Here is a 21,319-nt window from a genome sequence, read left to right as displayed (position 1 = left end):
GCGTTTTCAAAGGACCGAACACACACCTGAGGCGGCATGCGCCGACGCCCATGCTTCAGGTTATTCAAGACTCGTATTGAGGGTTGCACAGATGTCAGTCGCTACCAGGTTTATCGATGATCAGCCGACACGGGTTGCCCCGGCTGCGGCTGAGATGCTCTACCAGTTCGACGAGTCGCCACTGCTGGCCCGGCAGAGTCGCCAGGAGTCCAACGCACGCAGCTACCCGCGTCGCATACCGCTGGCGCTCAAACGCGCCAAAGGTATTCACGTCGAGGACGTCGAAGGGCGGCGCTTCATCGATTGCCTGGCAGGCGCGGGCACCCTGGCGCTCGGGCATAACCATGCGGTGATTATCGAAGCGATCCAGCAAGTGATCACCGACGAGTTGCCGCTGCACACCCTGGACCTCACCACGCCGGTCAAGGACCAGTTCGTTCAGGACCTGTTCGGCCTGCTGCCACCAGCGCTGGCCGATGACGCGAAGATTCAGTTTTGCGGCCCGACCGGTACCGATGCGGTGGAAGCCGCGTTGAAGCTGGTGCGTACCGCTACCGGACGCAGCACGGTGTTGTCATTTCAGGGGGGGTATCACGGCATGAGCCAGGGCGCGTTGAGCCTGATGGGCAGCCTGGGGCCGAAAAAGCCGCTGGGTGCGTTGCTCGGTACAGGCGTGCAGTTTCTGCCATACCCCTATGATTACCGCTGCCCGTTCGGGCTCGGCGGCGAACAGGGCGTGCGCGCCAACCTGCATTACCTGGAAAACCTGCTCAACGACCCGGAAGCTGGCGTGCAATTGCCCGCGGCGGTCATCCTTGAAGTGGTGCAGGGCGAGGGCGGAGTGATCCCTGCTGATCTGGACTGGCTGCGCGGCGTGCGGCGTATCACCGAAAAGGCCGGCGTGGCGCTGATCGTCGATGAAATCCAGAGCGGTTTCGCGCGCACCGGCAAGATGTTTGCCTTCGAGCATGCCGGGATCATCCCGGACGTGGTGGTCATGTCCAAAGCCATCGGCGGCAGCTTGCCGTTGGCGGTGGTGATCTATCGTTCCTGGCTGGACACCTGGCTGCCGGGCGCACACGCCGGGACGTTTCGCGGCAATCAGATGGCCATGGCTACCGGTTCTGCCGTAATGCGCTATCTTCAGGAGCACTCTATTTGCGAACACGCGACAGCCATGGGCGCGCGGCTGTCCGGGCATTTGCGTGCCTTGCAGCGTGACTTCCCGCAACTGGGCGATATTCGCGGGCGCGGGCTGATGCTCGGTGTCGAGCTGGTCGACCCGTCCGGTGCATGCGATGCACAGGGTCATCCGCCGGTATTTGCGCGTCTGGCCCCGCTGATTCAGCGTGAATGCCTCAAGCGCGGGCTGATTCTGGAGCTGGGTGGGCGACATGCCAGCGTGGTACGTTTTCTGCCACCGCTGATCATAACCGCCGAGCAGATCGACGAGGTGGCAGAGATCTTCGGTCGCGCGTTGAATGCCGCTGTCGCCCAGGTTTAATTTTTCGACGTAGTGATACGTTCAATCCCTATAGCTGCCATGAATTGGCACGGCAGCCCTGAACACACATGGAGAGCAGCAATGACTTCAGTATTCGATCGGGAAGACATCGTCTTTCAAGTTGTAGTCAACCACGAAGAACAGTATTCCATCTGGCCCGACTACAAGGCGATCCCCAACGGCTGGCGCACCGTGGGCAAAAGCGGCTTCAAGAAAGAATGCCTGGCTTACATCGAAGAAGTCTGGACCGACATGCGCCCCCTGAGCCTGCGCCAGAAAATGGAAGCGCAGACGGCCTGATTGAGCGTTATACACAAGTCCTGTGGGAGCGAGCTTGCTCGCGAAGAGGCCGGTACAGCCTTGACTATCGTGCAACGCTCCGCGTCGTCATGCCGTTCTGGACGCTCTGCGTCCTCTCGCGACCCAGAGCGTCGCGACCTGCATCCCCACGCTGGAGCGTGCGCAACGATAACTGACTATCGTGCGACGCTCCGCGTCGTCATGCCGTTCTGGACGCTCCGCGTCCTCTCGCGACCCAGAGCGTCGCGACCTGCATCCCCACGCCGGAGCGTGAGCAACGATAGCTGATATCGTGCGACGCAGAGCGTCGAGATCTGCCGGAGCGTGAGCAACGATAACCTCACCCCTTGCCAGCCAGCACCCCGATAACCCCCTGAATATCCCCCTGCAACTCCGCCAGCGGATCAGCGCCATCAATCCCCAATACCAGCAACTTGCTGTCTGCCGCTTCAATTGCAGCCTTTACCGGCTCTGGCGGCTGACGATGATCAAGCACCAGCGCCACGTCGTTATCCTTGAGGGTCGCGCTCAGTTTGCTCAATGCCTCGGGCGTCCACTGTTCGTCGGTCAACACCTGAGTGTCGATCAGCTCCAGATTCAGCCCGCTGATCAGGTAGCCGAAGCGGTCTGACAAACTCACCACACTCAAATTGTCTGCACCGGCCAGTGCCGCTTCGCTGCTGGCACTCAGCTTGAGCAACTGCTGCTTGAACGCCGCCAGATTGGCCTCGATCTTCGGCTTCGCACTCGGTGCCAGGCGCACCAGGTCCGCCGCCAGCACATCGGCCATGCGCCCCATATTATTGCTCGCCAGCCACGGCTGACTGTTCAGCCCGTCAGTGCCTTGGCCCGGCTGCACGGCAATCCCCGGCAAACCGCCGTCCACCGGCCGCGCTGCATCAATCTCGACGATACGAATATTGCTGCGCCGTGCATTGGGGTAGAGCGGGTCATCGGCCCAGATTGAGCGCAAGCCGATCACCGCGTCGGCGTTGGTGGCCAGCCCGCGCAACGCATCGGCACCACGCCCGGTGAAATACGCCGTCTGACGCGAGCCCGGCAGATTGGCCGCAGCAGCGCGTTCCAGCATCACACCACTGTCCTTGAGCAGTATTTCGCCCAGGCCATAGGTGATCGGCAGGCTGGCCAGCACCTGTACCGGTTTTGCGTTGTCGGTTTTGGCGTCGGCGGCATACAGGCTGTTGCTGAACAGGCCGGTCATGGCCAGCGCCAGGGTCAAGGTACGTAATGTAGGCATTTATCCAATATTCCCTTTCAGGCTCGGCAGCGTGCCGCGAGCGATGGCGGCGAGGGCGAAAGCCATGCCCGCCACCAGAATGATTGCCGCGCCGGACGGCACGGGCAGGTCGAAGACGATGGGCAGCAGGATGCCGCACAGGGTGCTGAACGTTGCAATGGCGACCGAAATCCAGAAAAAACCCTTGAGCGACTGACTCAACAGGCGTGCCGCCGCCGCTGGAATCACCAGCAACGCACCGACCAGAATTGCGCCAATGACTTTCACCGCAGCGACCGTGATCAGCGTCACCAGAATCACGAACAGGTAATCCAGCGTCTTCACTGCCACACCGCGCACCGCAGCCAGTTGTGGATTAAAACTGGCCAGCATGATGCGGTTGTACAGCGGCAGGCTCAGGCCCATGACCAGCGAACCGACGATGAGCAGCACCAGCAGGTCATTGCCGTTGACGGTCAGCACCGAGCCGAACAGCACGTTTTCCAGGATGTGCACGTTGATCTTGCCGGCCAGCACCAGCAGCAGGCTCGCGCCCAGCGCCAGCGACACCGAGAGAAACACACCGATCAGCGTGTCCGGTGCCAGCCCGGTGCGGTTGCGCAGGTAGTTGAGGACGATACCGAACAGCAGGCAATAGCCGAACAGCGCGCCATAAGGCCCGGTGTACGGCTCACCGAGCAGAATGCCGATGGCCACGCCGGTCAGTGCCGCATGGCCCACCGCTTCAGAGAAGAACGCAAAGCGCTTGACCACGACCAGCGTGCCCAGACCGCCCAGCACCGGGCCGATCAACAGGCCCGCAAGCAGGGCGTTGACCACGAAACCGTAGGCCAGCGCCTCCGGCAGATAGCCGGATGAAGCGAGGCCCTGAATGAACAGGCGAAACGTTTCGTAATCCATCACACGGCGCCCCCGTTAACAGCATCAGCAGTGCGCGGATGAGCAGAAAACAACGTCAGCAGGCGTTCCGGCGTCAGTGCCGTGGCGGCAGACTCGTCGAACAATACGCGGCGATTGAGCCCGGTCACCTGATCCGCCAGACGCCGCACCGCATCCAGATCGTGCTCGATCCATAGCACCGTTATACCGCTTCGGCGCCAGTCGCCCAACAACCGCTCAAACACCTGAATACCCGCCTCATCCAGCGCCGACATCGGCTCATCCAGCACCAGCAATTGCGGCGCAGGAATCAGCCCCTGCGCCAGCAGCACGCGCTGCCGTTCGCCACCGGAAAGCGCGCCCATGCGCCGTTTGCTCTTGTCCTGCATGCCGACCCGTTCCAGTGCCTCGCCAATCGCTGCCACGTAGTGCTTCGACAAGCCCAAAAACGCCGGGCGTCGCTGACACATCGCAGCCATGAAATCGTCGACGGTCATCGGCAGGCCACGGTCGAACTCCAGCGCCTGCGGTACATAGCCAATCAGTCCTGGAGCAGCAGGCCACAGCAGGCTCAATTGGCCCTGATGCGGTGTCTGCCCAAGCAGGGTCTTGATCAGCGAGCTTTTGCCACCGCCGTTCGGGCCGACCAGTGCGTGTACGCTGCCGGCGCGCACATTGAAGTGAACCTGATCGAGAATCGTGGTGCGCCCGAGGGTCAGGCTGACCTGATTGAATTCGATGCCCGGACCCTGGCTGGCGATGTCGAGGTGCTGTGCGGCCGTCATGCGCCTGACTCCTGAATGGCCCGTACCACCGTGTCCAGGTTGCCGGCCATCTCCTTTTCGTATTTGTCGGCGGTATATTCGCCATAGGAAATATGCGACAGCGGGTACAGCTTGACCCCAGATTCACGCTGAATGGTCTCGACGTAGGTGGACGGGAAATCCATCTCCGAGAAGATCACCTTCACGTCCAGTTCGCGCAGTTGGTCGATGGTTTTTTTCAACTGGCTCGGGCTGGGCTCGATGCCATGCGCCGGTTCAACCACGGCGGTGACTTCCAGGCCGAATTCGCGCAGCAGGTAGTCGTAGGCGGCATGTACCGTGGCCACGCGCAGGTCGGCGTTGGGTGCCTTGATCAGTTTGGCGAGCGCATCGGCGCGCATCTGACGCAGGCGCTTGCCGTAGGCGCGGGCGTTGGCGGTGTAGGTTTTGGCATTGTCCGGGTCCAGCTTGCCCAACTCGCGGGCGATATTGTTGACCTGCGCAATGGACGCACTGATCGACAGGAAGGTGTGCGGGTTGACCACTTTGCCGGCACCTCGCGCCGCCACCCCGGTGGCCGCCAGCAACGGCACATCGGCATTGGCCTCGATGGTCTTGATGTTCGGCGTTTCACTGGCGGCGATCATGCGGTCGGCAAAGTCGTCGTGGCCGACACCGTTGAGCACGATCACGTCCAGTGAACCGATGCGCTTGATGTCCTCGGCGCGCGGCTCATAGGCATGCGGATTGAAGCCCGCCGGGATCAGCGGCACAACGTCGGCCTTGTCGCCGACAATATTGCTCACGTAGCTGTAGTAAGGGTGCAGGGTAATGCCGATGCGCAGGCGTTTGGCCGGTTCGGCGAAGCTGGACGGCGCCAGCAGGGCGATCATCAGCCCCGTCAGCAGGACGCGCAGCAAGGGACGGCGTTTGAATGAAATAGGCATGGGCGAGCGGTCTTCTTTCAAAGGAGTGCGGAGTTTCAGTGCGGGTGCTGGCGGGTCACGCCAGCATCGAATTGCGCGACGACCTGCTTCCAGCCTGAATCGATCAAGGCCCGGTCACTGAGGTCGCTGACCGCCGCCAGCGAGGCGTTGCGGTTGATCCAGATGTCCGGCTGCTCGCCGGAATCGACACGCATCAGAAAGGAACCGGCCACGCCTGGTGTCCGGCTCAGTCCCAGGTAGGACTGCTTGATAATCTGCCAGGCATGATCGCCGCGGCTCACCGAACTGGCATCCGTGGCGAACGGCGCAAAGCCTTCGTCGCCCAGTTGCTGCGGGGTGATCGGTGTCTGCTGCTCGCTGGCCAGCAGGCGGATTTCGTCGAGGGTCACGCGCAGGTCGGCGTAAATGCCTTGTTCCGCAGCGCTCAGGTCGCGTCGTGCGTCCAGTTGGTAGATGGCAATGCTGTGCGTTTCCCGGGTATCACGGTGCAGGCTGATCACGCCTGCAGCGCAGCCAAGGATCAACAGGCACAGCACCAGCACATACAGGGTTTCATGCCCGGCGCCTGCCGGACGGACGATGTGTCGGGTCGGTGTGCTCATGGGGCCTGGATATCCGCCTGATCGATTTCCACCACGTGACCGGGACCGGCGTCGAACAGCACGTAGAACTCGGAGGCGGGGCGTTTGAAGGTCACCGTCGAGTCTTCGCCGAGCTTGCCGGGCACCAGGATGGTTTCGTCGTAGCCGATCACGTCCAGGGTCACACCCGGCGCACCACTGCCGTCGGAAAAACCGCCAGTGCAGCGGATCTGCTCGGTGTCGATCTGTTTGCATTCGCACATCGGGTTATGCGCCAGGGCGTTGCCGCTCAGGCCAAGCAGGCACATGGCACTGGCCGTCAGCCAGCGCAGGGAAGGGCGGGCACTCATGGTTGGGCTCCTTGTTTTTTCAGCCACGCCACGGTGCTGGGCGAAGCCTGTTGCAGGGGGATGGAAGTCTGATGCACGGCGCCGTCCCAGCCTTCCATGGTGATCCACAGCTCGGCGTCGGGATCGGTGTTTTGCGCGATCTGCATGAAGGCGCTCATGCGGTAGCCGCCACCGAAGAAAATCACCCCGGCGGTGCGCAGGCTGCGCGGTTTGCCGATGCGCAGATAAGTGGCCTTGACCCGGTCGATGCAGGCGTTGCACAGCGCAGCGTTGAAACTTTTCATGTAGCCCGAAGGACCGGACAGTCGCGGCGCTTCGTTGCGGTCCTCTGCCAGACGCAGGCTCCACGGGCCGACCTGAATTTCGCCGACCTCGCGCTGGCCGAGGCCCTGATCACCGCGGTCCAGCGCGTTGTCGGAGAAGTACTTGGGCATGAAACCCAGCGGGATCAGCACCAGCAGCACGTTGATATGAAAGCGCCATTTGTGCCAGAAACGGCTCAGTGACGATGCAGGTTGTGCAACAGCGGCGGCCTTGCTCACAGACTGTTCTCCGGGGTGCGGGTCGCCAGCGGCGAGGGCGTGGTGTTTCGTGGGGTTGCAGCGGCCGTTGCCGGGCGGGTTCGGGCTTCACGCTTGAGGGCGTTGAGCGTCGCCAGGGCAGTACGTTTGCTCCAGATCAACAGGCCGCTGAGCACCATCATGCTCAGCAGCAGGCCGAAGAATGCCCAGATCAGTTTGATCCAGATGCCGCCGAAATCGCCGGTGTGCAGGGGGCGCATGGACTCGGTGACGAACTCCAGCTTGTTGCGGTCCGACAGCAGGTGTGACGCGGCAATCTCGCCGCTGTACGGGTTGATTTCGGCGGTCTGGAACATCAATGGATACCAGCTGCGTCCACCCACCTGCATGTTGCTGTAGGCATTGAACGGCGGCGTGATGAAGCTGGCTTCCAGGCCCGGAATCCGCTCCTTGGCGATTTCCACGGCGCGCTCCAGGCTGATGGTTGGCGCAGGACTGCCGTCGGCAGTCAGCGGCACGGCGCTGTGCGGAATGATCGACGCGACCTGGGATTTGCTGGAAATACTGATCTGGTTGTCGCCCAGAATCGCCTGGATCAGAAACCATGTGCCGGTAATGGAAATCACCGCAATGAACCAGATCGACCAGACGCCGCTGAGGCGATGCAGGTCGCCCCAGAAAATCCGTGGACCCTGGCTGAAACGCACGGGTTTGAAAAAGCCGCGCCAGAATTTCTTGTAGACCACCAGCCCGGTCACCAGCGATGCCAGCAATGGCAGGCCGAGAATCGACACCAGATACCAGCCCCACGAATAACCGTTGGTAAACGGCACCAGCCACCAGCCGTGCAGCGCGCGGGTGAAGCGGCGGAAGTCGAACGACGGGGTAATGCCCTGAATCACCCCGGTGTAAGGGTTGACGTAAGCCGGGACCGAACGCCCGTCGGGGTAGGTGATGAACACGCTCAAGGCGAAGTAGTCGCCGTCCGGCTGCATGATGGTGCCGACGATCAGGTCCGGTTCATTGCGTTCGATGGTGGCGCGAATCTGTTCGAAGTTCAGGCGCGGGGCATCGTCGGAAGGGCGGTTGTCACGCATCTCCGGGTTGGCCAGCCACATGATTTCCTTGCTGACCACGGCCAGCGTGCCGGTCACACAGACGATCAGCACGAAGAACCAGATCGGCAGGGCCAGCCAGCTGTGGACGAGAAACCAGATTTTTGAACGGGACTTCTTCGACATGGATAAACAATCTCGATTCGCGATGTGGCGCGGACGTCAGGTGAGCGCTCTTTTTAGTACGCGCGGGCGTATGAAGGCCTCGCATTCAGTTAAAGACGAATGAGGGCCAGATTCCTGTAAGAGCTTTTTGCGTTTTAAATGCAAAAAAATGTTTCAGCGCGGGCGAACGCCTTCGCATGCCCCATGAATGGGGTGGTACGGCTAATTTTTCAGCGGCGCAGTACGTTCAATCTGGACATTGGTGTTGCGCCAGGCCGCAGGGGTTCGGGCGCTTTTGCCATCAAGGGAGAGACATCATGAGTCATGCGTTGAGTTTGGATATCCGGCCGCTGCTGGCAGGGGCGGGCAGCTTGCCGATGCTGGTACAGGCACCCGAGCCCGGTCTGGACTTGATGGAAGCGCTGGGCGAACTCAAGCCTCTGGTCGCCGGGCACTTGTACAGCGCTGGCGGGATTCTGTTTCGCGGCTTCGAGGTGGGCGGCGCAGAGGCATTTCGCGAGTTCGCCGCCGGTTTCGGCGATCCGCTGCTCAATTACGAGTTCGGCTCTACGCCGCGCAGCAACGTCACCAAAGGCGTGTACACCTCGACCGAGTACCCGGCGCACCAGAGCATACCGCTGCACAACGAGCAGGCCTACACGCTGGAATGGCCGATGAAGATCTGGTTCTACAGCATGATCGCGGCGCAGACAGGTGGCGAAACACCGATCGCCGACAGCCGCGAAATCTACCGACGTATTCCGGCGCGCATTCGCGAGCGCTTTGTCGAAAAGAAACTGATGTACGTGCGTAACTACGGCAACGGGCTCGATGTGGAATGGAGTCAGGTATTCAATACCGAAGATGAGTCCGTGGTCGAAGCCTACTGCCGGGCGCACAACATCGAGTGCGAATGGAAAGACGACGGCGAACTGCGCACCCGCCAGATCTGCCAGGCAATATCGCGCCACCCGGTCACCCACGACACCGTCTGGTTCAACCAGGCGCACCTGTTCCACATCTCCAACCTGCAGCCGGAAGTGCGCGAAACCCTGCTCGACGTAGTGGACGAAGAAGACCTGCCGCGCAACGTCTACTACGGCGACGGCTCGCCCCTCGAAGAAACCCTGCTGGACGAAATTCGCGGCGTACTTGATGAATGCACCGTCAGCTTCCCATGGCTGGAAAACGACGTCCTGATGCTCGACAACATGCTCGCCGCCCACTCCCGCGCACCCTTCACCGGCAAACGCAAAGTGGTGGTGGCCATGGCACAGGGGCATTCGGATAAGTAAACGCCTTTGCCTGCTTTGGCCCCATCAAAGTAGGTCGCCGAGGGGCGAAAAGGTGACCTGAGTCGAACCTCAATCTACCTGAGGTCACAGAGCCGCTGTGTGACGCAGAGCGTGGGGACGATAGTCGCAGAGTGCGCAATGGCCTCTTCTCGAGCAAGCTCGCTCCCACAACATGGCATGTGGCATTACCACGCGTGAGCGTGCGTAACGATGGTTGTCCGGCTTGTGATTATCATGCCTGCGCTCCGCGTAGGCATGCAGTTCTGGACGCTCTGCGTCCTCTCTTCAGTGCGCGGTGCAATGCAGAGCCTCACCCCCGAGAAACCTTTCTAAATATTTCCTCGCCAATTCGTTCTTGTTGATACGACCCCGCCCGACGGTCAGCCCCACTCAGCAAGGATCGACCCATGAACCCCGAACACGCCCAGAAACTCGCTCGCCGCTTTGTCGAGTTACCCCTTGAAAAACGCCGCCTGTTCCTCGATGGCATGCGCAAGGAGAACATGGATTTCTCGCTGTTCCCGATCCCTTCCTGTGCCGGGCTGGCCGAGCGTGACGGTCTGTCCTATGCCCAGCAACGTATGTGGTTTCTCTGGCAACTGGACCCGCACAGTGCGGCCTACAACCTGCCGATGTCGGTATGCCTGAACGGTCCTTTGGAGCTGCCTTTGCTGGAGCGGGCCTTCAGTGCGCTGGTCGAGCGACATGAAAGCCTGCGCACCACCTTCGGCCAGGAGGGCGACCGGGCGTTTCAGCGTGTCGCGCCGCCAGCGCCAGTGAGCATCCGCCTGACCGACCTGAGCGCTTTGCCGCCCGGGCAGGGCTGGGCCAGTGCGCGTCAGGCCATCGCCGAACAGGCCGCGCAAACCTTCGATCTGCAGCGCGGGCCGCTGTTCACCGTGCAGGTGCTGCGTCTGGCCGAACAGGAGCACCTGCTGCTGCTCAACCTGCACCACATGATCACCGATGGCTGGTCGATGAACGTGCTGATCGACGAATGGCTGCGCGGCTACGACGCGCTGCTGGCCGGTAAACCGCTACCTTTTCAGCCGCTGCTTGTGCAGTACCGCGATTACGCGGTCTGGCAACGCAGCTGGCTGGAAGCCGGTGAGCAGGAGCGTCAGCTGGACTACTGGCGCAGCCACCTGGGCGACGAGCATCCGCTGCTGGAGCTGCCCACCGACCGTCCCTATCCGGCCTTGCCCAGCCACGACGGCGCTCGCCTGGAGCTGGCACTGGAGCCCGAGCTGCTGCGCAACCTGAAAAGCCTCGCGCAACGCCAGGGCGTAACCCTGTTCGTGGTGCTGCTGGCGACCTTCAAAAGCCTGCTGCATCGCTACAGCGGGCAGACCGATATCCGTGTCGGCGGTCTGATCGCCAACCGCACCCGTAGCGAAACCGAAGGGCTGGTCGGCTGCTTCATCAATACTCAGGTACTGCGCAGTGCAGTGACGGCGCAGACCCGCTTCGTCGACCTGTTGAATATCGTCCGCGATGCCTCGACCGGTGCCCAGGCGCATCAGGAGTTGCCATTCGACGCCATCATCGACGCCCTGCAGCCGGAGCGCAGTCAGAGCCATAACCCGTTATTTCAGGTGATGTTCAATCACCAGCCGGTGGTGGCTGACCTGCTCGACAAGCAGTTGAGCGGCGGCTTGCGCGTGGCCAATCTGCCTGCCGAACAACAGGCACTGGCGCAACGCTCGCACGCCGCCGCCAGCGACCTGATGCTGGCCACCAGCGGTGAAGGCGAGCAACTGCATGCCGCCTTCACCTACGCCACCGACATTTTTGACGAGTCGACCATCGCTCGTCTGGCCGGGCACTGGCGCAACCTGTTGGCCTCGGTGTGTGCTGACCCGCTGCAGACCATCGCCGAACTGTCGATGCTCTCTGCCGACGAGTGCACGCAACTGCTGGATGTCGACAGCGCCACCAAAGCCGACACCACAACCCCCGCGCATCGCCAGTTCGAAGCGCAAGTGCAGCGCACACCGGACGCCCCGGCATTGATCCTCGCCGGTGAAGGCCAGGCGCCCAGCCTGAGTTACACCGAACTGAATGAGCGCAGCAACCGTCTGGCCTGGCAACTGCGTGAGCAAGGTGTCGGCGCGGACGTGCTGGTCGGCGTGGCGCTGGGTCGTTCGCTGGACATGCCCGTGGCGCTGCTCGCCGTGCTCAAGGCTGGCGGCGCTTATGTACCGCTGGACCTGAATGCGCCGAGCGAACGCTTGCGTCATGTGTTGGCGGACAGTGGCGTGAAACTGCTGCTGACCCACAGTGATCAGCTGACCAGGCTGCCTGAACCGGCTGACATTCAATGCCTGTGCATCGATCGGATGAGCAGCGAAGCCGCCAGCGTGCAAAACCTCGACGGCCCGATCGATCCGGCCAGTCTGGCCTACGTGATTTACACCTCGGGGTCGACCGGGCGGCCCAAAGGCGTGGCGATCAGTCATGCGGCGCTGGCCGAGTTCGTCACCCTGGGGGCGGACTACAGTGACCTGCGCGAAAGCGACCGGGTCCTGCAATTCGCCACCCACAGCTTCGATGGCTTCGTCGAGCAGTTCTACCCACCGTTGTGTCGCGGTGCGGCCGTTGTCCTGCGTGACGAACGCCTGTGGGACAGTGCCACCTTCCATCAGACCATCGTCGAGCACGGCGTGACCCTCGCCGACTTGCCAGCGGCCTACTGGCTGACGCTGGTTCAGGACTTCGCCGCCAGCCCGCCCGCGCATTACGGCGCGCTACGCCAGGTGCATGTCGGCGGCGAAGCCATGGCCGTGGAAGGTCTGCGCCTGTGGCACAAGGCAGGGCTGGGGCATGTACGCCTGCTCAATACCTACGGCCCGACCGAAGCCACCGTGGTGTCGAGCATTCATGATTGCAGCACGCTGACCCCGCCGCAGGTGTCCTGGCGCGGCGTGCCGATCGGTCAGGCGCTGGCAGGACGACGCCTGTACGTTCTCGACGATCAATTGAACCTGCTGCCGCAAGGTGCGGTGGGCGAGCTGTACATCGGCGGTCCTGGTCTGGCGCGGGGTTATCACGCCCAGCCCGGCCTGAGCGCCGAACGTTTCGTCGCCGATCCGTTTGTCAGCGGTGAGCGCCTGTACCGTACCGGCGACCGCGCCCGACTGCGCGCCGATGGCGCTGTCGAGTACATTGGCCGGGTCGATCATCAAGTGAAAGTTCGCGGTTTCCGTATCGAGCTGGGCGAGGTCGAATCGCGCCTGCAGCAATGCACGGGCGTGCACGAGGCTGTGGTGCTGGCCGTCGAACTGGCGGGCGGCACGCAGCTGGTCGCCTACGCCGTGCCGGACATTGCCGCCACCACAGAGGCCAAACAGTCGGCCCTGCGCCAAAGCATCCGCATCCAGCTGCAAGCCTGCCTGCCGGATTACATGGTGCCGACGCACATGCTGCTGTTGCCCGAATTGCCCCTGACGCCCAGCGGCAAGCTGGACCGCAAGGCATTGCCAGCCCCCGACTCAAGCCAGTTGCAGGCGCGTTATCGGGCGCCGCGCAGCGAGGTGGAAATCTGCCTGGCGGCCATCTGGCAGGACGTCCTGCATGCGCCTCAGGTGGGTCTGGACGATCACTTTTTCGAACTGGGCGGGCATTCGCTGCTCGCCGCGCAAGTCATCGCCCGGATCAAGACGCAGTTGGGCATCAGCCTGCCGCTGCGCACTCTGTTTGAAAAGCCGCTGCTCAGTGAGCTCGCCGTCGAAGTGGCAGCGCTGACCGACAACAGCACGGACAACGACTGGAGCGACATGGACCAGTTCATGGATTCACTGGAGGAATTCGGCGCATGACCGGGACCACTGCTGCACGCATCGCGAAACGTTTTGTCGGCCTGTCGCTGGAGCAACGCCAGCAGTTCCTCGCCCGGTTGCGCCAGGAAGGCAAGGATTTCAGCCTGTTGCCGGTGCCGGTCAGTCGGCATGATGTCAGCGCCATTCCGCTGTCCTTCGCTCAGCAACGCCTGCTGTTCCTCTGGCAGCTCGATCCCTCGAGCGACGCCTACAAGATGACCACCGGCCTGCGTCTGCACGGCACGTTGAATGAGTCGGCGTTGCGTCGTGCGTTCGATCACCTGATCGAGCGCCACGAGGTGCTGCGCACGGTGTTTCACACTGATAGCGATCAGGCGCAGCAAGTCTTGTTGCACGACCAGACAATCGTGTTGGAGTGTATCGATCTGGCCGGTTTGACCGATGTCGAACTGCGCGATGCCGAGCTGGCGCTGCGAGTGGCCACCGTCACGGGCCAACCGTTTGATCTGCGCACGGGGCCGCTGTTGCGCGCGCACCTGTTTCGCCTCGCGGACGATGAACATGTGCTGGTCGTGAGCATGCACCACATCGTCTCCGACGGCTGGTCGATGGACGTGATGATTCAGGAGTTCGTGCACTGCTATCAGGCGTACTGCGAAGGCCGTGAGCCCACGCTGCCCGAACTACCGCTGCAATACGCCGATTATGCGATCTGGCAGCGCAGCTGGCTGGAGGCGGGTGAGGGCGCACGTCAGCTGGACTACTGGCGTAACCAATTGGGCGAAGAGCAACCGCTGCTGGACGCCGCACCGGATTTCCCGCGTCCGGCCACGCAGAGCTACCAGGGGGAGCATCTGCGCTTCGATTTCGGTGCTGACCTGTCGCAGCGGCTCAACGCCTTTGCGCGAACGCAGGGCATGACCCTGTTCATGCTGGTGCTGGCCGGCTTTTCGCTGTTTCTGTCGCGCAAGGCCGGGCAGCGCGATATCCGCATCGGCGTGCCGAATGCCAACCGCGGTCGTGCGGAAACCGAAGGGTTGATCGGCTTCTTCATCAATACTCAGGTTTTGCGCTGCCAAGTGGACGAACGCCTAAGCTACCTTGACCTGCTGGCGCAGATTCGCGACACCTCGTTCGGTGCGCAGGCGCATCAGGACGTGCCCTTCGAGCAACTGGTCGATCAACTGGCGCCCGAGCGCAGCCTGGGCCATAACCCGCTGTTTCAGGCCAAGTTCAACCAGAACGTGATCCTCAAGCAGAAAACTGCGCTGAGGCTGGCCGGGCTGGAGGTCAGCGAGTATGCCTTCGACAAACAGGGCGCGCATTTCGACCTGGCGCTGGACATCACTGACGACGGCACACTGATCCACGGCGACATGGCCTACGCCAGCGACCTGTATCGACGCTCGACCGTCGAAGGCTTTATTCCTGAACTGCTAGCGCTGTTCGAAACCCTGCTCGACGCGCCGCAGGCACCGCTGTTCAGCCTGGGAGCACTCGCGGTCGAGCCAAGGCGCGACGCTCGCGAACCCGCACCGCAGATGCTGCAACTCTGGGACCGACAGGTCGAACGGCAACCTCATGCCCAGGCAGCCCGCTGCCTGGAGCGCACGCTGACCACGCTGCAACTGGAGCAGGCCGCCAATCAGCTGGCTCATCACCTGATCCGCATGGGCATCAGCGAGGGCCAGCCGGTCGCAGTATTGATGGAGCGTTCGCTGGACTGGCTGACGGTCGTGCTGGCGATTTTCAAGGCCGGCGGCGTGTACATGCCGCTGGACGTCAAAGCCCCCGATGCGCGACTGCAACAGATGCTGGTCAATGCGCAGGCCGGGGTGCTGCTGTGTGCCGAGGGTGATGTGCGGCAGACGTCACTGGGTGTTGCCGGTTGTCAGGGCCTGACCTGGAAGCCTGCGCTGTGGCAGGACCTGCCTGTCAGCCGCCCCGACATCCTGTCTTCAGCCGATTCGGCGGCCTATGTGATTCATACCTCCGGCTCGACTGGCCAGCCAAAAGGGGTGCTGGTCAGCCAGGGTGCGCTGGCCAGTTACCTGCGCGGCCTGCTGGAACAGCTGCAACTGGCCCCCGAGGCAAGCATGGCGCTGGTCTCGACCATCGCCGCCGACCTCGGCCATACCGTACTGTTCGGCGCGCTGTGTTCGGGACGCACGCTGCACGTGCTGACCGAGGCGCTGGGTTTCGATCCGGATGCCTTCTCGGCCTACATGGCCGAGCATCAGGTGGGCGTGCTGAAAATCGTCCCCGGTCATCTGGCCGCGCTGTTGCAGGCCGGCCGGACAGCCGACGTACTGCCGCAGCATGCGCTGATTGTCGGCGGAGAAGCCTGCTCGCCCGCGCTGATCGAGCAGGTGCGTCAGCTCAAGCCGGGTTGCCGGGTAATCAACCACTACGGGCCGAGCGAAACCACGGTTGGTGTGCTGACTTATGAGGTGCTGATGTCGCTCCCACAGGATGTGTATCTCCCACAGGATGTATGTGTATCCACTGGGGTGAACTCTGGCGACCTTCTGCGCAGCGTGCCAGTCGGCACATCGTTGCCAGGGGCCAGTGCTTATGTGCTGGACGACGTGTTGAACCCTGTGGGCACTCAGGTTGCCGGCGAGCTGTACATCGGCGGCGACAGCGTGGCGCTGGGCTATATCGGCCAGCCCGCGCTGACCGCCGAGCGCTTCGTGCCGGACCCGTTCGCGGGCGACGGCATGCGGGTCTACCGCAGCGGCGACCGCATGCGCCGCACTCATCAGGGCCTGCTGGAGTTCATCGGCCGGGCCGACGATCAGGTCAAAGTGCGCGGCTATCGTGTCGAGCCAGCAGAGGTCGCGCGGGTGTTGCTGGGCTTGGCTTCGGTGGCGCAGGTCAGCGTACTGGCGTTGCCCATCGATGACGATCAGACCCGCCTGCAACTGGTGGCCTACTGCGTGGCGGCAGGCGGGGCTGACCTGAGTGTCGACAGCTTGCGCGAGCAACTGGCTGCGCGCTTGCCGGACTACATGGTGCCCGCGCAGATCATGCTGCTGGACAGTCTGCCACTGACCGCCAACGGCAAGCTCTACAAGCGCGCCTTGCCTAAGCCTGGCGTGGTCAAACAGCGCTACACCGCGCCAGTCGGCGAGATCGAGGAAAAGCTCGCCGCCGTGTGGGCGGATGTCCTCAAGCTGGAACAGGTCGGCAGCACCGACAACTTCTTCGAGCTGGGCGGCGATTCGATTCTCAGTCTGCAGATCATCGCCCGCGCCAAGCGTCAGGGCATCAAGCTCAGCCCCAAGCAGCTGTTCGAAAAGCAGACCATCGGCCAACTGGCCTCGGTGGCGAAACTGATTCAAAAGAAGCCCGCCGCCGTGGCAGAGCAGATCAGCGGTTCGTTGCCGTTGCTGCCGATTCAGGCGCGTTTCTTCGAGCTGGACATTCCCGAGCGTCAGCACTGGAATCAGGCGCTGATGCTCAAGCCGTTGCAAACGCTGGAGGCCACTTATCTTCAGACTGCATTGACTGCGCTGGTCGAACAGCACGACGCACTGCGCTTGGGTTTCACCCAGCAGAGCGGCCAATGGCAGGCCACCTTCGGCGCGCTGAACACTCGCGAGCTGCTCTGGACCCATGAACTGGACAGCATCGAGCGCTTGCCTGAGCTGGCTGATGAGGCGCAGCGCAGCCTGGACCTGAAAAACGGCCCGCTGCTGCGTGCCGTGCTGATCAACCTGCCACAAGGCGAACAGCGCCTGTTGCTGGTGATTCACCATCTTGTGGTGGACGGCGTGTCATGGCGGGTGCTGCTGGAGGACCTGCAACAGGCGTACCTCACCCTGGCGCAGGGCCAGCCGGTAGCACTCGCGGCAAAGACCACGTCGCTCAAGCGTTGGGCCGAGCAATTGCAACAGTATGCGACCGGCCAGAAGCTGAACACCGAGCGCGATTACTGGCTGCAGGCCTTGCAGGGCGAAGACCAGCCACTGCCTCGCGACAAGCCCGAAGGCACGATGCGCAATCGCGACGCGGCGCATGCCTCTTCCTGGCTGAGCCGGGACCTGACCCACAAGCTGCTGAAAGTCGCGCCCGCCGCGTACCGCACGCAAGTCAACGATCTGCTGCTGACGGCGCTGGCCCAGGTCCTCTGCGAATGGAGCCAGCAGCCCTCGGTGCTGATCCAGTTGGAAGGGCATGGCCGTGAAGACCTGTTCGACGATACCGATCTGAGCCGCACCGCAGGCTGGTTCAGCAGCCTGTTTCCGGTGCGCCTCACGCCGCAGATCGCGCCAGGTGCAAGCCTGTGCGGCATCAAGGAGCAATTGCGTGCGGTGCCCGACAAGGGCATTGGTTACGGCGTGTTGCGCTATATGGGCGAGGCGTCTTTCGCGCAGCAGTTGGCTGCCTTGCCGCAGGCGCGGGTCACGTTCAATTACCTGGGCCAGTTCGACGGCAGCTTCAACGAACACCAAGGCGCGCTGTTCGTACCGAGTGCCGACAGTTCAGGCACTGCGCTGTGCGAGGACGGGCCGCTGGGCAACTGGCTGAGCCTCAACGGTCAGGTGTTCGACGGCCAGTTGCAACTGGACTGGAGCTTCAGCCGCGAGGTGTATCACGCCTCGACCATCGACACCCTGGCGCGTCGCTACGAGCAGGCGCTGACCACCCTGATCGAACATTGCACGGCCGGGCATCAAGGCGTCACGCCTTCGGACTTCCCGCTGGCGCGCCTCACCCAGGCGCAGCTTGACGATCTGCCGATTGCTGCGGACCAGATCGAGGATATCTACCCGCTGTCGCCGATGCAGCAGGGCATGCTGTTTCATTCGCTGTTCGATGAAGGCGCGGGCAACTACATCAATCAGTTGCGGGTGGACATTCGCGGGCTGGATGTGCCGCGTTTCCGCGATGCATGGCAGGCCGCGGTGGACAATCACGACGTGCTGCGCAGCGGTTTTGTCAGCCAGCGCGAGCAGTCGCTGCAAGTGGTGCAGCGTCAGGTCGAGGTGCCTTTTGTCGAGCTGGATGCGCGCGGTCAGCCAGAAAGCTGGCTCGGCGACTGGGCGCAGGCCGACCGTCAGCAAGGCTTCGATCTGGCGCAAGGGCCATTGTTACGCCTGGCCGTGTTGCGCACCGCCAAAGACGCGTGGCATCTGGTGTATACCAGCCACCATATCCTCATGGATGGCTGGAGCAGCTCGCGCCTGCTCGGTGAAGTGCTGCAACGCTACAGCGGGCAGATGCCAGCGAAACAGGCGGGTCGCTATCGTGATTACATTCAGTGGCTACAGCATCAGGATGCCGCCCTCAGCGAGCGTTTCTGGACTGCGGAGCTGGCGGAACTGGATGAGCCGACCCGCTTGCTGCAAGCGTTCAAGTCCTCGGCCGAGGGGCAGGGCTACGGCGACTACATCCAGCTGATCGACAGCGACGGCACCCGACGTTTGAGCGAATTTGCTCGCGAGCAGCGCGTCACCCTCAATACGCTGCTGCAATCGGCCTGGCTGTTGCTGCTGCAACGCTACACCGGCCAGTCCAGCGTAACCTTTGGCGCGACCGTGGCCGGGCGTCCGGCCGAGTTGCAGGGTGTCGAAGAACAGCTGGGGCTATTCATCAACACCCTGCCGGTCATCGCCAGCCCGCGTGCCGAGCAGACGGTGGCCGACTGGGTGCATCAGGTACAGGCGAAAAACCTTGCCCTGCGCGAGCATGAGCACACGCCGCTGTATGACATCCAGCGCTGGGCGCGCAACAGTGGCGAGGCGTTGTTCGACACCATTCTGGTGTTCGAAAACTACCCGGTGTCCGAAGCCCTGCAACGTGCGCCGGACGGTCTGGCCTTCAACGACCTGCGCAATCAGGAGCAGGCGCATTACCCGCTGACCCTGGTGGTCGAGGCCAATGAGGTGCTGTCGGTGCGTTTCAGCTACGACCGCCAGCACTTCAGCGCCGAAGGCATTCTGCAACTGGCGGCGCATTTCGATCACCTGCTGCAGAGTCTCTGCGCATCGGCAACCACGCGACTCGGCGAACTGGCATTGCCAACCGCCTGGACGCAAAGCGTGCAGCGCTACCCGAGCGAGCAGTGCGCCCATCAACGCATTGAAACCCAGGCCGAGCGCACACCGTTGGCCATCGCTCTGAGCTTCGGTGACGAGCAACTGAGCTATCAACAGCTCAACTGCCGCGCCAACCAGTTGGCCCATAAACTGCGTGAGCAGGGCGTCGGTCCGGATGTTCGCGTCGGGCTGGCCGCTGAGCGTAGTCTGGAAATGATCGTGGGTATGCTGGCGATCCTCAAGGCCGGTGGCGCTTACGTACCGCTGGACCCGGATTACCCGCAGGATCGCTTGGGCTTTCTGATGCACGACAGCGGTATCGAACTGCTACTGACCCAGGCGCCGCTGCTTGGCAAAATTCCAATCCCCGAACAGGTGCAGACGCTCGACCTGGCTGATGCGCTGAACGGTTACAGCACGGAAAATCCGCTCAACCAGACCGCGCCGGACAACCTGGCCTACGTGATCTACACCTCGGGCTCGACCGGCAAACCCAAAGGCACCTTGCTCGCCCATCACAACCTGATGCGCCTGTTCGCCGCGACGGATGACTGGTTCACATTCAGCGAAAAGGACGTGTGGACGCTGTTCCATTCCTTTGCCTTCGACTTCTCGGTCTGGGAGATTTTCGGCGCGCTGCTGCATGGCGGCCGACTGGTCATCGTGCCGCGCGAAGTAACCCGCTCGCCGGAAGATTTCCACGCGCTGCTGGTCGAACAGCAGGTCACGGTGCTCAACCAGACACCGTCGGCGTTCAAACAGTTGATGCGTGTGGCGTGTGATTCGCCTGTACCGATGTCACTGGAAAAAGTCATCTTCGGCGGCGAAGCGCTGGACGTCGCCAGCCTGAAGCCGTGGTTCGAGCGCTTTGGCGATCAAGCACCACAACTGATCAACATGTACGGCATCACTGAAACTACGGTGCACGTGAGCTATCGACCGATCACGCTGGCCGACACGCAGAACCCGGCCAGCCCGATTGGCGAGGCGATTCCCGACCTGTCGTGGTATGTGCTGGACGCTGATTTCAACCCGGTTGCCCTGGGTTGCAGCGGCGAACTGCACATCGGTCATGCCGGTCTGGCGCGGGGTTATCACAACCGCGCGGCGCTGACCGCCGAACGCTTTGTGCCGGACCCGTTTTCCAACGACGGCGGCCGCCTTTACCGCACCGGCGACCTGGCGCGTTATCGGGCTGGTGGGATGATCGACTACGCCGGGCGCATCGACCATCAAGTAAAAATTCGCGGCTTCCGCATCGAGCTGGGCGAAATCGAAGCGCGGCTGCAAGCGCACCCGGCCGTGCGCGAAGTGAGCGTGCTGGCGCTGGACGGGCAATTGGCGGCGTACCTGGTGCCTACCGAGCCTGATCAGGATCAGACAACCCTGCGTGAAACGCTGAAAAGCCGACTCAGGGCGCACTTGCCCGATTACATGGTGCCTACCCATTTCATCGTCCTCGACAGCATGCCGTTGACCGCCAACGGCAAGCTGGACCGCAAGGCGCTGCCTGCGCCGGACGCCAGTCAGTTGCAGGCCACCTACAGCGCCCCGCAAGGCGAGCTGGAGCAGCAACTGGCAGCGATCTGGGCCGATGTGTTGAAGATCAAGCGGGTCGGTCGCAGTGACAACTTCTTCGAGTCGGGCGGGCATTCGCTGCTGGCGGTGCAGATGCTCGTGCGGGTGCGCGAACAGTTGCAGCACGAGGTCAGCCTCAAGGATGTCTTCGAGCAACCGGTGCTGGCGGACTTCAGCGCCACGCTGCACGAAAAAAATGGCGAAAGTGGCCACGCGCAGGACGAATTGACTAAATCACTGGAGGCACTCAAACGTTTATCAGCGGAGGAAATTGATAATTTGATTGCTTAGCAGGAGAG

13 protein-coding genes are annotated in these 21,319 nt (G+C 62.5%); 5 read left to right on the top strand and 8 right to left on the bottom strand.

Annotated features, from left to right (window positions below; genetic code table 11):
• Window positions 1–91: 91 nt before the first annotated feature.
• Window positions 92–1,504, top strand: a complete 1,413-nt coding sequence (locus PCPL58_RS18870) for an aspartate aminotransferase family protein (RefSeq protein WP_044308439.1) — start codon at window positions 92–94, stop codon at window positions 1,502–1,504.
• Between the two features lie 81 nt (window positions 1,505–1,585).
• Entirely contained in the window at window positions 1,586–1,804 is a 219-nt protein-coding gene (locus PCPL58_RS18865; protein WP_003304661.1) for an MbtH family protein, read from the top strand.
• 340 nt (window positions 1,805–2,144) lie between these two features.
• On the opposite strand, the gene PCPL58_RS18860 is transcribed toward PCPL58_RS18865, so the two are convergent.
• Genes PCPL58_RS18860 through PCPL58_RS18825 form a run of 8 tightly spaced genes read right to left on the bottom strand, consistent with a single transcriptional unit; the run spans window position 2,145 to window position 8,345 of the window.
• Window positions 2,145–3,062 (bottom strand): metal ABC transporter substrate-binding protein, encoded by a 918-nt coding sequence (locus PCPL58_RS18860; protein ID WP_065350152.1) that lies wholly within the window; start codon window positions 3,060–3,062, stop codon window positions 2,145–2,147.
• On the bottom strand, window positions 3,063–3,962 hold the full coding sequence (locus PCPL58_RS18855; RefSeq protein ID WP_003348835.1) for a metal ABC transporter permease: 900 nt from the start codon (window positions 3,960–3,962) through the stop codon (window positions 3,063–3,065).
• The gene (locus PCPL58_RS18850) at window positions 3,962–4,726 is read right to left on the bottom strand and encodes a metal ABC transporter ATP-binding protein (protein ID WP_044308437.1); all 765 of its coding nucleotides are present in this window, start codon (window positions 4,724–4,726) and stop codon (window positions 3,962–3,964) included. Before PCPL58_RS18850 ends, PCPL58_RS18855 begins: the two co-directional genes overlap by 1 nt.
• Entirely contained in the window at window positions 4,723–5,652 is a 930-nt protein-coding gene (locus PCPL58_RS18845; protein WP_044308436.1) for a metal ABC transporter substrate-binding protein, read from the bottom strand. Before PCPL58_RS18845 ends, PCPL58_RS18850 begins: the two co-directional genes overlap by 4 nt.
• Window positions 5,653–5,687: 35 nt before the next feature.
• A complete protein-coding gene (locus PCPL58_RS18840; protein WP_065350151.1) occupies window positions 5,688–6,254 on the bottom strand; it encodes a DUF6162 family protein in 567 nt (188 codons plus the stop codon).
• Complete coding sequence (locus PCPL58_RS18835) at window positions 6,251–6,583, bottom strand: hypothetical protein (protein ID WP_065350150.1); 333 nt, start codon at window positions 6,581–6,583, stop codon at window positions 6,251–6,253. Before PCPL58_RS18835 ends, PCPL58_RS18840 begins: the two co-directional genes overlap by 4 nt.
• On the bottom strand, window positions 6,580–7,125 hold the full coding sequence (locus tag PCPL58_RS18830; protein WP_044308434.1) for a hypothetical protein: 546 nt from the start codon (window positions 7,123–7,125) through the stop codon (window positions 6,580–6,582). The genes PCPL58_RS18835 and PCPL58_RS18830 overlap by 4 nt, the downstream gene beginning before the upstream one ends.
• A complete protein-coding gene (locus PCPL58_RS18825) occupies window positions 7,122–8,345 on the bottom strand; it encodes a PepSY-associated TM helix domain-containing protein (RefSeq protein WP_044308433.1) in 1,224 nt (407 codons plus the stop codon). The genes PCPL58_RS18830 and PCPL58_RS18825 overlap by 4 nt, the downstream gene beginning before the upstream one ends.
• A gap of 296 nt (window positions 8,346–8,641) precedes the next feature.
• On the opposite strand from PCPL58_RS18825, the gene PCPL58_RS18820 reads away from it, so the two are divergent.
• The 3 genes from PCPL58_RS18820 (at window position 8,642) to PCPL58_RS18810 (ending at window position 21,311) form a co-directional block, all read left to right on the top strand.
• Window positions 8,642–9,619: a TauD/TfdA family dioxygenase gene (locus PCPL58_RS18820; protein ID WP_003436569.1), complete on the top strand. Its 978-nt coding sequence runs from the start codon at window positions 8,642–8,644 to the stop codon at window positions 9,617–9,619.
• Window positions 9,620–10,026: 407 nt separating this feature from the next.
• On the top strand, window positions 10,027–13,437 hold the full coding sequence (locus PCPL58_RS18815) for a non-ribosomal peptide synthetase (RefSeq protein WP_065350149.1): 3,411 nt from the start codon (window positions 10,027–10,029) through the stop codon (window positions 13,435–13,437).
• Window positions 13,434–21,311 (top strand): non-ribosomal peptide synthetase, encoded by a 7,878-nt coding sequence (locus tag PCPL58_RS18810; protein WP_065350148.1) that lies wholly within the window; start codon window positions 13,434–13,436, stop codon window positions 21,309–21,311. The genes PCPL58_RS18815 and PCPL58_RS18810 overlap by 4 nt, the downstream gene beginning before the upstream one ends.
• Window positions 21,312–21,319 lie beyond the last annotated feature (8 nt).

This window comes from Pseudomonas cerasi (assembly GCF_900074915.1).
Classification (GTDB): Bacteria; Pseudomonadota; Gammaproteobacteria; order Pseudomonadales; family Pseudomonadaceae; genus Aquipseudomonas; species Aquipseudomonas cerasi.
The sequence above is the reverse complement of the archived record's forward strand: the minus strand, read 5'-3'. Positions and strand labels throughout refer to the sequence as shown.

Bases quoted from the DNA above. Each gene is read 5' to 3' on its own strand.
- PCPL58_RS18870 (WP_044308439.1), top strand. From the start codon at position 92: ATGTCAGTCGCTACCAGGTTTATCGATGATCAGCCGACACGGGTTGCC.
- PCPL58_RS18865 (WP_003304661.1), top strand. From the start codon at position 1,586: ATGACTTCAGTATTCGATCGGGAAGACATCGTCTTTCAAGTTGTAGTC.
- PCPL58_RS18860 (WP_065350152.1), bottom strand. From the start codon at position 3,062: ATGCCTACATTACGTACCTTGACCCTGGCGCTGGCCATGACCGGCCTG.
- PCPL58_RS18855 (WP_003348835.1), bottom strand. From the start codon at position 3,962: ATGGATTACGAAACGTTTCGCCTGTTCATTCAGGGCCTCGCTTCATCC.
- PCPL58_RS18850 (WP_044308437.1), bottom strand. From the start codon at position 4,726: ATGACGGCCGCACAGCACCTCGACATCGCCAGCCAGGGTCCGGGCATC.
- PCPL58_RS18845 (WP_044308436.1), bottom strand. From the start codon at position 5,652: ATGCCTATTTCATTCAAACGCCGTCCCTTGCTGCGCGTCCTGCTGACG.
- PCPL58_RS18840 (WP_065350151.1), bottom strand. From the start codon at position 6,254: ATGAGCACACCGACCCGACACATCGTCCGTCCGGCAGGCGCCGGGCAT.
- PCPL58_RS18835 (WP_065350150.1), bottom strand. From the start codon at position 6,583: ATGAGTGCCCGCCCTTCCCTGCGCTGGCTGACGGCCAGTGCCATGTGC.
- PCPL58_RS18825 (WP_044308433.1), bottom strand. From the start codon at position 8,345: ATGTCGAAGAAGTCCCGTTCAAAAATCTGGTTTCTCGTCCACAGCTGG.
- PCPL58_RS18820 (WP_003436569.1), top strand. From the start codon at position 8,642: ATGAGTCATGCGTTGAGTTTGGATATCCGGCCGCTGCTGGCAGGGGCG.
- PCPL58_RS18815 (WP_065350149.1), top strand. From the start codon at position 10,027: ATGAACCCCGAACACGCCCAGAAACTCGCTCGCCGCTTTGTCGAGTTA.
- PCPL58_RS18810 (WP_065350148.1), top strand. From the start codon at position 13,434: ATGACCGGGACCACTGCTGCACGCATCGCGAAACGTTTTGTCGGCCTG.